The sequence below is a fragment of the Cupriavidus nantongensis genome, from assembly GCF_001598055.1.
GTDB classification, from domain to species: Bacteria; Pseudomonadota; Gammaproteobacteria; order Burkholderiales; family Burkholderiaceae; genus Cupriavidus; species Cupriavidus nantongensis.
Genome location: NZ_CP014845.1, coordinates 1,948,424 through 1,961,841, shown reverse-complemented (window position 1 = coordinate 1,961,841; position 13,418 = coordinate 1,948,424). Strand labels below are relative to the sequence as shown.

Sequence of the window (13,418 nt, the reverse complement as noted above, 5' to 3'; positions counted from 1 at the left end):
TTTCAAATATCCTTGCGTAAAACGCAAACCGGCCGGAGCCCGCCCCCATGTTGTCGCATCGCCTGCAGGACACCTCGCTGCGCTATTTCCTGGAAGTGGTCCGCAGCGGCTCGCTGACCGAGGCCGCGCAGCGGCTCAATGTCACCGTGTCCGCGGTAAGCCGGCAGGTCGCCGCGCTCGAGGCGCTGCTCGGCGTGCCGTTGTTCGATCGCCGCCCGCGCGGCATGGTGGCGAGTGCCGCCGGCGAGCTGCTGGCGGCCTACGCGCTGCGCGGCGCGCTCGAAGCCGACCGCGTGGTGTCCGAGATCGCCGCGCTGCAGGGCCTGCGCCGCGGCCGCGTGCGCGTGGCCAGTTCCGCCGGGTTTGCGATCGACTTCCTGCCGCGCATCATTGCCGAGTTCCGCCAGCGCTATCCGGGCCTGCAGTTCCACGTGCGCGTGGCGCCGCCGGCGGATGTGACCGGCATCGTGCTGCATGGCGATGCGGATATCGGCATCACTTACAGCCGCGCCGCCGAGCAGGGCATCCGCATCGCGCACCGGCAGGCCGCGCCGGTGATCGCCATCATGCGCCCCGACCATCCGCTGGCGCGTTTTCGCAGCATCACGCTGGCGCAGATGCAGCCGTACCCGCTGGCGCTGCCCGAGGGCGACAACACCGTGCGCCAGCTGTTCGACCTGGCCTGCGGCGAGCGCGGCATGGTGTTCGAGCCGGTGCTGGTGACTAACCATTTCGAGACCCTGACCAGCTTCGTGCTGCACGGCGGCGGCCTGTCGATCTCGGGCAGCGTGACCGTGGGCGACCGCCTGCGCCGCGGTGAGCTGCATGCCGCGACCATCCGCGAACGCGGCATGCGCAGCCGGGCGATCGAACTGCAGACGCTGGCGGGCCGCACGCTGCCGGAAGGCGTGCGCGCCTTCCTGAACTTTATCCGCGACCAGCTGGTGGCCGAGGCCGCGGGCTAGCCCGCGCGCTTGCGCCGCGCCGCCGGGCCCAGCACCACCCACGCCGGCGCGTGGTCGCTAGGGTGGTCTTCGCCGCGCACCCAGCGGTCGACGCCGGCATCGCGCAGCCGCGGCGCCAGATCTGCGCTCAGCAGCAGGTGGTCGATGCGCAGGCCGGAGTTGGTCTGCCAGTGCCGGCGGAAGTAATCCCAGAAGGTGTAGATCGGCGCGTCGGGATGGTGCTGGCGCAGCGCATCGGTCCAGCCCTGCGCCAGCAGGCGCGCGTAGGCCTCGCGGCTTTCCGGCTGCAGCAGGGCGTCCTTGCGCCACGAGCGCGGGTTGTAGATGTCCTGGTCGGTCGGCACCACGTTGTAGTCGCCGGCCAGCACCACCGGGTGGCCGCTGTCGAACAGTTCCTGCGCATGCGCGATCAGCCGTTCGAACCATGCCAGCTTGTAGTCGAACTTGGGGCCGGGCTGCGGGTTGCCGTTCGGCAGGTAGAGGCAGCCGATCAGCATGCCGGCGACCGCCGCCTCCAGGTAGCGGCTGTGGCTGTCGTCCGGGTCTCCCGGCAAGCCGCGGCGCACTTCGACCGGGTCCGCGCCGCGCGCCAGGATGGCGACGCCGTTCCAGGATTTCTGCCCGTGCCAGATCGCGCCATAGCCGGCGTCGCGGATCTCGCGCGCCGGAAAGCTCTCGTCGGCGGTCTTCAGTTCCTGCAGGCAGACGATGTCCGGCGCTTCGCGCGCGAGCCAGTGGCACAGCGCCCCCACGCGGCTGCGGATGCCGTTGATGTTGAAGGTGGCGATCTTCAGCGTGGACGCGGGCATGCGATGCGGTGGCTGTGGCGGGGCGGTGGCGGGATCCACAAAAAAGCCGGCGGATTGTTCCGCCGGCTACTCGCTTTTATGCGCGCCAGGTGCTGCCCGTGGTGGTGCCGGCGGCGCTGCCACCGGTAGTGGTGGTCGCGCTGCCCGAGCTGCTGGTACTGCTCGTGCTGCCGGTGCTGCCCGCGCTGCCCGTGCTGGCAGCGCTGCGGGTAACGCCGGACGACTCGCCGGCGCGCTCGCTGTCGCGGCGCACGCGGATGTCGTTGTTGACGTCCTTGACGCCGTAGGTGCCGTCGGCCATGTCCTCGATGTAGTACTTCTGGCCGCGGTCGCGCACGGTGCCGGTCAGCGACACCACGCCGTCATTGACGTCGACGCTGACGTCGCTCACATCGACGCCGCGCGCGTAGCTGAGCCGCTCGCAGATCTGGTCGCGGATGCGCTCGTCGCTGCGCTGGTAGCCGCGCGGGCCGGAACGCCGTTCGCGCTCGTCGGGCGTGCCGAACCAGTCGCCCACTACTTCGCCGATGCGGCGGCCCAGGTTGTAGAGCATGCCGTGCTCGCGGTCGTCGTCGCGATCGTCGTCGCGGTCTTCATCGGTCTCCCAGCCGCGCCGCTGCGCGTACTGCCGATAGCCCGGACTGTGGCTTTGGACCATGTAGCGGTGTTCTTCCTCTTCGTCGTCGTCCGGGTCGGTCCAGTAGCGGCGGTCGCTGCGCAGGTCGCTGAAGTAGCGCTCGCGGGCCCGGTCCTCATCGCGGGACGATCCGCGGCCTTCAAAGCGCTGCTCATAGCGCTCGCGCCCCTGGTAACGCTCGCGCGGTTCGCGGGCGCGTTCGGTGCTCTGGCGCCATTGCTGCTCCGCGTAGTCGTCGTCGCGCTCCCAGGCCTGCGGGTCGCGCCATTCGCCGGCGCGTTCCCAGCCGTAGCCGCCGTTCAGGCCATAGCGCAGGTCGCTGCCGTAGCGCCGCTCGCGCGGGTGCTCCGGGTAGCGGCTGGCGCCGTACTGCTCGTTGAATTCCCGGGCCGGGCGGGCGGGGCCGCCGTAGCTGGTCTGGCCCGGGGTCATTTGCTGGCGTCGGCGCTGCGCTTGCCAGCGGTCGCGTTCCGATTCCGGCTGCCAGTCATCGTCGTCCCATGCCTGGCGGCGCTCGCGCTGGTCGCGCGCTTCACGCTCATCGTAGTAGTAGCCCATGCTGGTTTCCTGACAAGGTAAAACGCCATGTGCGGAAACGGGCGCAAAGTTGCGCCGGTACCGCGGGCGGATATCCGGCAAGGGGCAAGATTCGTACCGTGCGGCCGATGGCCGCGCGGCCCCGGCAGACGGACGCCGGGAGGACGGGCGTCCGTGCAAGGGTTTCAGAGTGTGTAAGGGATGCAGCCCGGGCGGCCGGTTGTGGCATTGCCCGCACGCTGCGCTGCAGAACTGTCGAAAGCGCTGCAACGGTAGGAAGCGCCCGCGTAATCCCGGAGCGGCGCTGGAGGGTCACGGACCGAACGGCAGTGCCAGCAACTCGTTGCGCAACGCCGCGTTGGCGCGCTCGCGCCCGGACTCGACCGGTTCCGCCGGCCATGGCGAGGGGTTGGCCACGCCGCCGTGCTCGCCATCGAAGGCGGAATGCTCGCGGCCCCAGGCCAGCGAACATTTGCCCTGGCGGCCTTGCAGCAACGCCGGGCGCGGCCTGCCGCCCGCGGCCGGGCCGAACTGCACCGCCGGGTGCGACAGCGGGGCCGCCAGCGCTTCGATGTAGACGGTCTTGGGCAAGGACGCCCAATAGCGCGTATCGGCCTCGGCATTGGTCGCGCTGGACAGCGCCCCGGCGGCGAGGCTGAGCAGCGAGCCGGCCGCGCCGGCGGCACCGAGCCCCTGGGCCAGGCCGGCGTTGCCGCTGTTCGCACCCGACCATGCCGCCTGCGCCAGTCCTGCCGACAGCGCCCCGGCAGCGTCCGCCAGCGTCGCGGTGTTTTCCTTGAACACCGCCTTGCCGTCGAGGATGCCCTGGATCGGCCGTCCGCCGCGGGTCAGCGCGACCCGGTCCAGGTCAGCGGCGGTGCCCGCGGCCAGTGGCTTTACCTCCGAGCCGTAGCGGATGCGCGGCGCGCCCGTAGCCGCGCCTTGCGGCAGGAAGCCGAGCAGGCTCTTGGTATCGCCCAGCGTCACTTTCTCGGGCCCGAGGCCGGCCTCGAACAGGCTCAGGTGCCGCGGCAGCGCGCCCCGGGTTTGCGCGTAGAACGGCTCGGCCGCGCCCCCTGCACGCGCGGCCAGTTCGGCCGCGCGCGCGGGGTCGCCGGCGCATTGCGAGGCCCATGCCGCCAGCCATGCCATCAGCGCAAAGCTGCCGTGGCCGTCGTCGGTGCGCTCGTATTGCCCGAAGGCATTCTGGATATCGGCCTGCAGGAAGGCGGCGCGGGCGTTCTGGTAGTCACCGGCGTGCGCGTAGAGCAGGCCGCGGTAGTAGAACGTCATGGCGCGTTCGTACGGCTCGCCCTTCCAGTCCTTCACGCTCTCGGCAGACCACAGCGAGCGCGCCTGCCGGGCGTGCGGGTCGTCGGCATAGACGCGCAGGATGCGTGCCGCGGCCATGTCGAAGGCGCGTTCGGCCAAGCGCGGCCGGCCGGCCTCGATCGCGGCCAGGCCGAGCAGGTCGAGATTGAGCACCGCATTCCATTCGCCCTCCATGTACAGCGTATGCAGGATGCGCTGCAGTTCGGCGGGCTTGTCGGCGACAAAGCGGTCCGCTTCGGCCGCGAGGCGCTTCTCGTCGCCGTCAAACCATGCCGCCGCGCCGGGCAGCGGCGTGGCCAGCGCCAGTGCCAGCAGCGCCGTGCCGGCGCGCCGCCATGCCCGCGCTGCGTGGGGAATCCGCATGGCCGCCCCTTACTGCTTTCGGGCCAGCGGCGCGGCGGTTTCGCGCAGTTCGGCCAGCTCCGCTTCGCCCGGCAGCTGGTAGCGCACGCGCATGGTGAAGCCAACCGCCTGGCCAGGCTCCAGCACCAGCCGCTGGAAGGTGAACTTCTGCACCTGGTCCAGCCGTTCATGCCGCATCGGCACCGCTTCGTCGGAGCGCGAATAGTTGTCCATGGCCAGCGTCACCAGCGACAGGAACGGCAGCCCGCTCAGCACGCCCTTGACCATGGTCTGGTCGGTGTACTTGCTGGCGCTGCCCAGCGTGACCAGCTCCAGTTCGGCGGGCAGCAGGTCATAAACCGTCAGGTCGCCGCGAAAGGCCTTGTCGCCGCGGTTGAAGGCGAGGAAGTGGATGGTGCGGTTGAACTCGTCCGGATCCTTGCTGTGCAGGTCCAGCAGGATCTCGCGGCGGATGAAGTCGCCGCGGTGCAGCTCGCCCTTGATGAATTCGATGCGCGGCGCGTCCTTGCGGTTGACCGTGAGCTGCTGCCGCCGGACCTCGGCCTGCGTCACCATGCCGTCTTCATACAGGGTGTAGACCAGCGGGGTCGACGCCACCACGACCTTGTTGTTGCCGGGGGATACGGCGACGGTATCGCCCACGTTCAGGCCCGCCAGGTCGGCCTTGCCCGCCACGTCGGCGCGCACCACGGGCGCGTTGTCGCCGCCGGTGCGGGTGGATTTCAGCGCCATCGGCGGCGCGGCGCAGCCGGCAAGAAGGGCGGCCAGCAGCGTGGCAAGCGAAGCAAGGCGTGGCATGAAGCGGGCAATGGTCATGGCTTGGGGCATGAAAGGGCGTCAGGGAAAGGCTGTGCTGCCGGCGGGACCGTCACGGCCGCGCGGGCCCGGGCAGCACTGGATAGAGCTGTGCCGGCCGGTAGGGCTGCTGCGCGCGCTGGGCGTCCAGGATCTCCAGCGCGGCCGGCACGGAACCGGCCATGACGGCATGTTCGGCGTAGTCGACCTGCGTGCGCGGCGGCAGCACCAGCGTGCGCCAGGCGCTGGGCGGCTCGGTCGCAGCGCCCGGCTGCGTCGCGCGAAAGCGCGTGCGCACCAGCAGCGCGACGTCGAATTCGGTGCAGTTGTGCAGCCCGGCGTGGACGGTGCCAAGCCCGCTGGCATTGGACGCGCTGCCGGCTTCGGGCACCGCCACCATGGCGGCGAGTTCCGGCGACAGGAACGACACCGGCAGCGACGGGCGCGCGCGCTGCTGCTGCCACGGCGTGCAGCCGGTATGCGCGGGCGGCGTGGCGGCGCAGCCGGCCAGCATCGATACCGCGGCAAGCGTGCCGCAGCGGCTAGCGATAGACCACATCGTCGGCCGCGGCGCGCTGGAATGCATAGATGTTGCTCCAGACCAGTTCGCCGGTTTCCAACTCGACCAGCTCGAACGAGATCTGCATATAACGCTGCACCATGCCGGTGGCGGCGCTGCGGCTGTCGAGCGAACCGATGCGGCCGGACAGGCTGTAGTCGGCGCCGATGCGCGCGCGGGCCAGGCCCAGCGTGCCCGCGTCGGTGGCGCCGCTGCGCTTGGCCTGGCGTTCGCGCTCGACCAGCGCGGTCTGCGTGCTGACAAACTGGATGCGCGCCTGCGCGGCGCGGTTCAGGCTGACGCGCAGCCGGTCCACGATCAGCTGGCGGTCCAGCGGCTGGGCACTGTCGTTGATAAAGTTAGCGCCGTCCAGGGCAATGCGCGGGCGCTTGCCGTCGCGGCCGGGCGCGAAGCGCGGCTGCGCCAGGATGTCGCGCATCATCTGGTCGGCCATGGCGACGATGTCGTGGCCCTCCAGGCCCACGCCGGACACCGCCCCCTTGCGGCCGGGGTCGAGTTCCGTCGCCGCCACGCCGGCCGCGTTCGGCGCGGTGGCAAGGCATCCCGCCAGCAGCGCTACCAGCCCGCATGCCGCCATCGCGCCGACCAGCCGCTGCGCGGCCGTTGGCGCGATGGTGCCCGCGATGGTGCGCGCGGCTTTCCCCCGTGCTTCCCCGATTTCCCGTGCGGCCGGTGTGCCGGCTGTCTTGTCTGTCACGGTCATGCTCCCCGTATTCCCGTCATGGCTTTGTTGCCCGGTGCCGGCCGGCATCCGGACGGCCATGGGCTGTTTTGCCGCGATCATAGGAGCAGCTCCGGCGCACCGCCTCCCCTGAATATGGGATGGGCAACGCCGCGCGGCCGTGCGATGGGTACGGGCGGCGGCGTTTACCCTGAACGGGCCCGCCGGGCCGTCCGCGCGCGGGCGGGATATGTCAGAATCCGCCGTCGTGCCGGCGCAACCTGCCCAGCCAGCGCACCGCGCGGCAACACAGGGGGCAGGAGCCCGGATCGCGGCGTGGCTCGGGAATAGAGGCATGGCAAGTACAACAAGAGTCCTGATCGTCGAAGACGATCCCCTGGCGCTGCGCCGGCTGGCGCAGGCCGTCGACCTGCATGCGGCGCAGGCCGCGGTGGCGGGCTGCGCCTCGACCGTGGCGGAGGCGCTGGCGTGGCTGGCGCAGCACCAGCCCGACGTGCTGCTGTGCGACCTCGGCCTGCCCGACGGCAGCGGTATCGACGTGATCCGCAACACGCGCGAGCGCTATCCCGCCTGCGACTGCATGGTCGTGACCGTGTTTGGCGACGACCAGCACGTGCTGGCCAGCATCGAGGCCGGCGCCATCGGCTACCTGCTCAAGGATGAAACCACCGACCGCATCGCCGCCTCGATCGGCGAACTGCGCGCGGGCGGCTCGCCGATGAGCCCGCTGATCGCGCGCCAGGTGGTGAACCGGCTGCGCGGCGCACCGCCGGAGGCAGCCGCGCGCGATGCGGGCGCGGCGCCGGGGTCAGGCCCGGCTTCAGGCGCGGTAACGCTGTCGGTGCGCGAGAACGAGATCCTGGACCTGATCTCGCGCGGCTATACCTACGCCGAAACCGCCCGCTACCTGGGGCTGAGCGTGCATACCGTGCAATCGCACATCAAGAACATCTACGGCAAGCTGGCGGTGCGCTCGCGCGGCGAGGCCGTGTTCGAGGCGGCCAAGCTCGGCCTGCTCAAGTCCCTGTAAGCGCACCGCGCCATGCCGTCCTGGCCGCCATCCCTGCGCACCGCGCTCGCCCTGCTGCTGGCGTGGGCCAGCCTGCTGCTGCCCGGCATGGCGGCGGCGGACACCATGGCGCTGGCCGCGGCCACGCGCTCGGCCACGCTGACGGACGGCACCGTTGTGCCGGCGCGCGCGCTGACGCTGCCCGACTACTGGGACCGGGTGATGCCGGGCAAGTCCGGCACCGTGGTCTACGACCTGCGCTTCGACCGCAACTGGCCCGCGGCCGCGCCCGGGGGACTGTTCGTGCCGTGGGCCGGCGGCAGCTACGAGGTGCGCCTCAACGGCGTGCTGGTCGCCGCCGGCGGGCGCCTGGACGCGCCGGCGTCGGCGCTGGCCAAGCGCCCGTATTACGTGGCGTTGCCGCCGGAGCTGGCGAACACGCACGGCAACCTGCTGCGCATCACCGTGGCTGCGCGCGCCTATGCGCGCTCGGGCCTGCTGCCGGTGACGGTGGGCCCGGCCGCCGAAGTGCGCGCGCAGTATGAGCGCGCCTTCCTGCTGCGCGTGGTCGGCCCGCTGATCGCGGCGGTGCTCAGCGTCGTGCTGGGCGGCCTGGCGCTGCTGATCTGGTGGCGCCAGCGCGATCCGCTGTTCGGCCTGTACGGGCTGGCCGAGGTGGCATGGAGCGTGCGCCTGCTCGACTACTTCGTCGATGACCTCGCCATCCCGGCGGAAGTGCGCGGCTATATCGTCGCCGCCGCGCGCGAAGTGTTCCTGGGCGCCATCGCCAGGTTCTGCCTGCTGGTGATCCGGGTGCCGTGGCGCTGGCTGCATCGCACCCTGAACGCCTACCTGTGGCTGGCGCTGCCGGTGATCGCGCCGCTGACCGCTATCTCCAGCCATCCGCTGGTGTTTCCGCTGAGCTGGCTGCTCAAGGTCGGCATCATCCTGACCGTGGCCGGCGCGATGGTGTGGGGCGCGCTGCGCCGGCCCAGCCGCGAGGCAACGCTGCTGGCCGTCACCGTGGGCGTGTCGGCGCTGCTGTTCCTGGCGGACTGGATCAAGGTGTGGCTGACCGGCGACTATTACTGGGTCCATTCGATGACCCGCTATGTCTCGGTGCCGTTCAGCGTGGTGATGGCGTGGATGCTGGTGGAGCGCTACACCAGCGCGGTGCAGAGCCTGCAGAACGCCAACCAGGTGCTGACCGAGCGCGTCGCGCAGCGCGAGGCGCAACTGCGCGCGGCCTTTGCGCGCACGCAGCGGATTGCCGCCGAGGAAACCGCGCTGCGCGAGCGCGGCCGTATCCTGCGCGACATGCACGACGGGCTCGGCAGCCAGCTGGTGACGACCTTGTCGATGCTGGAATCGGGCAAGGCCAGCGGCACGGAGGTGGCCACGCAGGTGCGGCATGCGCTGGATTCGCTGAAGTTGTCCATCGACGCCATGCAGGACACCGGCGGCGACCTCGCCGCGGTGCTGGGCAACCTGCGCTACCGGCTGGGGCCGCGCATCGCCGATGCCGGGCTGGAGATCCGCTGGGAGGTCGAACGCCTGCCGGCGCTGCCGGATTTCTCCGCGCGCAAGGTGCAGGAGCTGCAATACCTGCTGCTGGAAGGCATCACCAACGTGCTGCAGCACGCGGCGGCGCGCACGCTGACGGTGACGGCCCAGGCGGACGCGCAGGCGATCCGCATCACGCTGGCCGACGACGGCCGCGGCTTCGATGCCGCAGCCACGCGCGGCGGGCGCGGGCTGCGCAATATGCAGGTGCGCGCCGCGGCGATCGGCGGCCGGCTGCAGATCCGCTCGGCGCCCGGCGGCACGGCGCTGACGGTGGAGGTGCCGCTGGCGCCGGCGCAGGGCGATGAGGCGGGCACGCCCGGCGCAGGGGCCGCGCCCGCGGCATAGGGCTGGTTCCGGCTTACTGTGGCGCGCGCTGCGGCAGCAGCCGCACCGCCAGCGCGGACAGCGCCGCGGCGGTGGCGAGCGCGGCCACGCCGGTCCAGCCGAAGCGCGCCAGCGCCAGGCTCCCGAGTGCCGCGCCTGCGGCCATGCCGGTGAACATGCAGACGAACAGCACGGCATTGAGGCGGCTGCGCGCGCCCGGGTCGATGCCATAGACGATGGTCTGGTGCGCGACCAGCGCCACCTGCACTCCCAGGTCGAAGCCGATGGCGCTCGCGCCGATCAGCCACAGCTGCGCCTGCGGCGCCAGCAGCGGCGTCAGCAGCATGGCGGCAAACGACAGCGCCGCCAGCGCCGCGCCCGCGCGGGTCACCCGTTCCGGACCGCCGCGGTCGGCCAGGCGGCCGGCCAGCGGCGCACCGAGCGCGCCGGCGGCCCCGGCCAGGCCGAACGCGCCGGCGGCCTCGCTGCCCAGGTGGAACGGCGCGCCATGCAGCATCACCGCCAGCGTCGACCAGAACGCGCTGAAGCCCACCGAAAGCAGCGCCTGCGCCAGCGCCGCGCGGCGCAGCGCGCCATGCTCGCGCCACAGTGCCGCCAGCGAGGCCAGCAGGGCGCGATACGGCAGCGTCGTGGCGGGAGTAAAGCGAGGCAGCTGGCGCCGCGCCACCAGCGCGACCGCGGCGATGCTGGCCGCCGCCAGCACGAACATCGCGCGCCAGCCGAAGTGCGCGGCGACGAAGCCGCTGACCACCCGCGACAGCAGGATGCCCAGCAGCAGCCCGGTCATCACGGTGCCGACCACCTTGCCGCGCTGCGCGGCGGGCGCCAGCGCGGCGGCCGCCGGCACGATGTCCTGCGCCAGCGTCGCGGACAGGCCCACCACCAGGCTCGACACCAGCAGCATGCCGATGCCCGGCGCCAGGCCCGCCAGCAGCAGCGCGCCGACCAGCGCCACCGCCTTGGCCACGATGATATGGCGGCGGTCATAGCGGTCGCCCAGCGGCGCCAGCAGCAGGATGCCCAGCGCATAGCCGAGCTGCGTCAGGGTGGGGATGGCGCCGGCGCTGGCGTCGCTGGCATGCAGGTCGGGCGCCATCACGCCCAGCATGGGCTGGCTGTAGTACAGCGAGGCCACCGCCAGGCCGGCGCCGGTGGCGAGCAGCAGCACCAGGCGCGCTGGCACGGCAGGGCTGGCCAGCGTAGCGGCGGGCGAGGTTGCGGGAACAGGGGACATGGCGGGTTTGCGCGGTTCGCAAAGAGGTTGGGATGGCCCGAAGTGTTGTCCACTCGCGCCGATTCTGGTAGACGTGCGGGGTGAACAATGGCTATACGAGACGCGTATGAAAGGCCCGCCAGCCACCAACCCGAGCGCCGCCGCTCCCGCTACCCGCGGCGCGCCCGGCGCCGACCGCATCGACCTGATGCAGACCTTCGTGCGCATCGTCGAGGCCGGCAGCCTGTCGCTGGCCGCCGCGCAGCTGCAGACCACGCAGCCCACCATCAGCCGGCGCCTGCAGACGCTGGAGCGGCTGCTGGGCGTACGCCTGCTGCAGCGTTCGACCCATGCGATGAAGCTGACCGAAGACGGCGCGCGCTGCTACGAGCGCGCGCGCGAACTGGTGGCCGACTGGGCCCGCTTCGAGGCCGACGTGCGCGGCGTGGGCCACGCCCCCAGCGGCACGCTGCGCGTGGTGGTGCCGCACGCGTTCGGGCAGCAGGTGCTGGTGGGTCCGCTGGCGGACTACCTGCGGCAGTATCCGCAGGTCGCGGTCGAATGGCTGCTGCACGACCGCACCCCGGATTTCATCGCCGAAGCGATCGATTGCGCGATCCATGTGGGCGAGGTGCATGAACCCGGCCTGGTGGCCGTGCGCCTGGCCGAAGTGCCGCGCGCGGTCATCGCCGCGCCGTCGCTGTTCGACGGCAAGCCGCTGCCGCGCCGCCCGCAAGACCTGGAAGGCCTGCCCTGGCTGGCGCTGCGCACGTTCTATCGCAACGAGATCGTGCTGCAGCACCGGCAGACGCAGGCCCGCCAGGGCCTGTCGTTCGCGCCGCGCATGAGCACCGACAGCCTGTACGCGCTGCATGAGGCGGCCCGGCTGGGGCTGGGCGTGGCGGTGGGCTCGTCATGGATCTTTGCCGACGACATTGCCAGCGGCAGGCTGTTGCACCTGCTGCCGCAGTGGCAGGCCGAGCCGCTGCCGATCTACCTGGTCTATCCGCATGCGCGCTTCTATCCGGCCAGGCTGCGCCTGTTCGCCGACGCCATGCGCCAGGCCATCCCGGCCGCCGGCATGGTCGAACGGACGCGCGTGCCGCGCGGGCGCGGCGCGGGCCGGATGCCACAAGAGCGCCGATAACGCCTATCCTGTATCGGCCACTGGCCACTCTCTCAGCCGCGGGCTATCCCGCGCCCCCACATCATGGTGCCTGCGTGATCCGCCGCGTCTTTCCCAGGTTTCGGACAAGGGGCCGCATGTTCGCGTTTGCCGCCGCCATCGTGTTGCTTGCCCTGGCGGGCATCGTTGCCTACAACCTGGCCGGCGGCGAGAAGCGCATCGAGCGCCGCCTCGACCGCGTCTACAGCCTGGAAGACCCGCAGTTCGCGCGCGAGCTGGGCGTGCTGCTGGGCCCGCCCGTGGTCGACGGCAACCGCTACCGCGTGCTCAGGAACGGCGACGAGATCTTCCCGGCGATGCTGGGCGCGATCCGCGCCGCGCGGAAGACCATCAACTTCGAGTCGTATATCTACTGGTCGGGCGATATCGGCCATGATTTCGCACAGGCACTGGCCGATCGCGCCAGGGCCGGCGTCAGCGTCAAGGTGTTGCTGGACGCGGTCGGCAGTTCCAAGATCGACAAGGGCGCGCTTGAACTGATGACCAATGCCGGCGTGGATGTACGCCGCTACCATCCGGTGCGCTGGTACACCATCGGCAAGCTCAACAACCGCACCCACCGCAAGGTGCTGGTGATCGACGGCCGCTTCGGCTTTACCGGCGGTGTCGGCATCGCGCCGGAGTGGACCGGCCATGCGCAGGACCCCGACCACTGGCGCGATACGCATTTCGAGGTGGAAGGGCCGGTGGTCGGCCAGATGCAGTCGGTGTTCCTCGACAACTGGATCAAGGTCAGCGGCGTGGTGCCGCATGGCCCCGACTATTTCCCCGAGCTGCCGCCGGTCGGCAATGGCCGCGCGCAGATGTTCAGCAGTTCGCCGACGGGCGGCAGCGAGAGCATGGCGCTGATGTACCACCTGGCGATCACCGCGGCGGCGCGCACCATCGATTTGTCCGCGGCGTATTTCGTTCCCGACGCGCTGACCGAGAAGGCCTTGCTGGCAGCGCTGGCAAGAGGCGTCAGGTTGCGGGTGATCGTGCCGGGCGAGCATATCGATTCGGAGACCGTGCGCTCGGCGTCGCGCGCGCGCTGGGGCGAGCTGCTGAAGGCCGGCGCGCTGATCGCCGAGTACGCGCCGACCATGTACCACTGCAAGGTGCTGATCGTCGACGACCTGCTGGTCTCGGTGGGATCGACCAACTTCGACAACCGCTCGTTCCGGCTCAATGACGAGGCCACGCTGAATATCCTCGACGCGGCGTTTGCCGCGCAGCAGACGCGGATCTTCGAGGAAGACCTGAAGCTGTCGCGGCCGATGACCTATGAGGCGTGGCGCAACCGTCCATGGCAGGAACGATTGCGCGACCGGCTGGCCTCGCTGATCGGCGCGCAGCTGTAACCGTGCCGGCAATGCCGGAAAAACAGCCCGACAGCAGGGCAACATGCCCCTGATCGGCG

Annotated in this window: 12 protein-coding genes; 5 read left to right on the top strand and 7 right to left on the bottom strand. The window is 71.1% G+C overall.

What is annotated here, in order from left to right:
* Positions 1-47: 47 nt before the first annotated feature.
* Positions 48-965, top strand: coding sequence for a LysR family transcriptional regulator (locus A2G96_RS29660; protein ID WP_062803699.1), 918 nt, complete (start codon positions 48-50; stop codon positions 963-965).
* Here A2G96_RS29660 and xth read toward each other — a convergent pair.
* The 6 genes from xth to A2G96_RS29630 all read right to left on the bottom strand — a co-directional run bounded on the left by xth (position 962) and on the right by A2G96_RS29630 (position 6,715).
* A complete protein-coding gene (gene xth / locus A2G96_RS29655; RefSeq protein ID WP_062803698.1) occupies positions 962-1,774 on the bottom strand; it encodes an exodeoxyribonuclease III in 813 nt (270 codons plus the stop codon). The genes A2G96_RS29660 and xth overlap by 4 nt on opposite strands.
* Positions 1,775-1,850: 76 nt before the next feature.
* A complete protein-coding gene (locus A2G96_RS29650; RefSeq protein WP_062803697.1) occupies positions 1,851-2,969 on the bottom strand; it encodes a BON domain-containing protein in 1,119 nt (372 codons plus the stop codon).
* Between the two features lie 291 nt (positions 2,970-3,260).
* Positions 3,261-4,643 carry a hypothetical protein gene (locus A2G96_RS29645; protein WP_062803696.1) on the bottom strand — a complete coding sequence of 461 codons (1,383 nt, stop codon included), beginning with the start codon at positions 4,641-4,643 and terminating at the stop codon, positions 3,261-3,263.
* Between the two features lie 9 nt (positions 4,644-4,652).
* Positions 4,653-5,471 (bottom strand): hypothetical protein, encoded by an 819-nt coding sequence (locus tag A2G96_RS29640; protein ID WP_231909695.1) that lies wholly within the window; start codon positions 5,469-5,471, stop codon positions 4,653-4,655.
* Positions 5,472-5,511: 40 nt separating this feature from the next.
* Positions 5,512-5,997: a putative periplasmic lipoprotein gene (locus tag A2G96_RS29635; protein WP_150124288.1), complete on the bottom strand. Its 486-nt coding sequence runs from the start codon at positions 5,995-5,997 to the stop codon at positions 5,512-5,514.
* On the bottom strand, positions 5,981-6,715 hold the full coding sequence (locus tag A2G96_RS29630) for a penicillin-binding protein activator LpoB (RefSeq protein ID WP_231909694.1): 735 nt from the start codon (positions 6,713-6,715) through the stop codon (positions 5,981-5,983). The genes A2G96_RS29635 and A2G96_RS29630 overlap by 17 nt, the downstream gene beginning before the upstream one ends.
* Before the next feature lie 319 nt (positions 6,716-7,034).
* On the opposite strand from A2G96_RS29630, the gene A2G96_RS29625 reads away from it, so the two are divergent.
* Both A2G96_RS29625 and A2G96_RS29620 read left to right on the top strand, forming a co-directional pair.
* Positions 7,035-7,730, top strand: a complete 696-nt coding sequence (locus A2G96_RS29625) for a response regulator (protein WP_062803694.1) — start codon at positions 7,035-7,037, stop codon at positions 7,728-7,730.
* Positions 7,731-7,742: 12 nt separating this feature from the next.
* Entirely contained in the window at positions 7,743-9,620 is a 1,878-nt protein-coding gene (locus A2G96_RS29620) for a sensor histidine kinase (protein WP_062803693.1), read from the top strand.
* A gap of 13 nt (positions 9,621-9,633) precedes the next feature.
* Here the strand turns inward: A2G96_RS29620 and A2G96_RS29615 are convergent, their stop codons facing one another.
* Positions 9,634-10,854 carry an MFS transporter gene (locus A2G96_RS29615; protein WP_062803692.1) on the bottom strand — a complete coding sequence of 407 codons (1,221 nt, stop codon included), beginning with the start codon at positions 10,852-10,854 and terminating at the stop codon, positions 9,634-9,636.
* Between the two features lie 106 nt (positions 10,855-10,960).
* Between A2G96_RS29615 and A2G96_RS29610 the strand changes: the two genes are divergently transcribed.
* Together A2G96_RS29610 and A2G96_RS29605 are read left to right on the top strand one after the other, a co-directional pair.
* Positions 10,961-11,980, top strand: coding sequence for a LysR family transcriptional regulator (locus A2G96_RS29610; protein WP_062803691.1), 1,020 nt, complete (start codon positions 10,961-10,963; stop codon positions 11,978-11,980).
* Positions 11,981-12,096: 116 nt separating this feature from the next.
* On the top strand, positions 12,097-13,359 hold the full coding sequence (locus tag A2G96_RS29605) for a phospholipase D-like domain-containing protein (RefSeq protein ID WP_062803690.1): 1,263 nt from the start codon (positions 12,097-12,099) through the stop codon (positions 13,357-13,359).
* Positions 13,360-13,418: the final 59 nt, after the last annotated feature.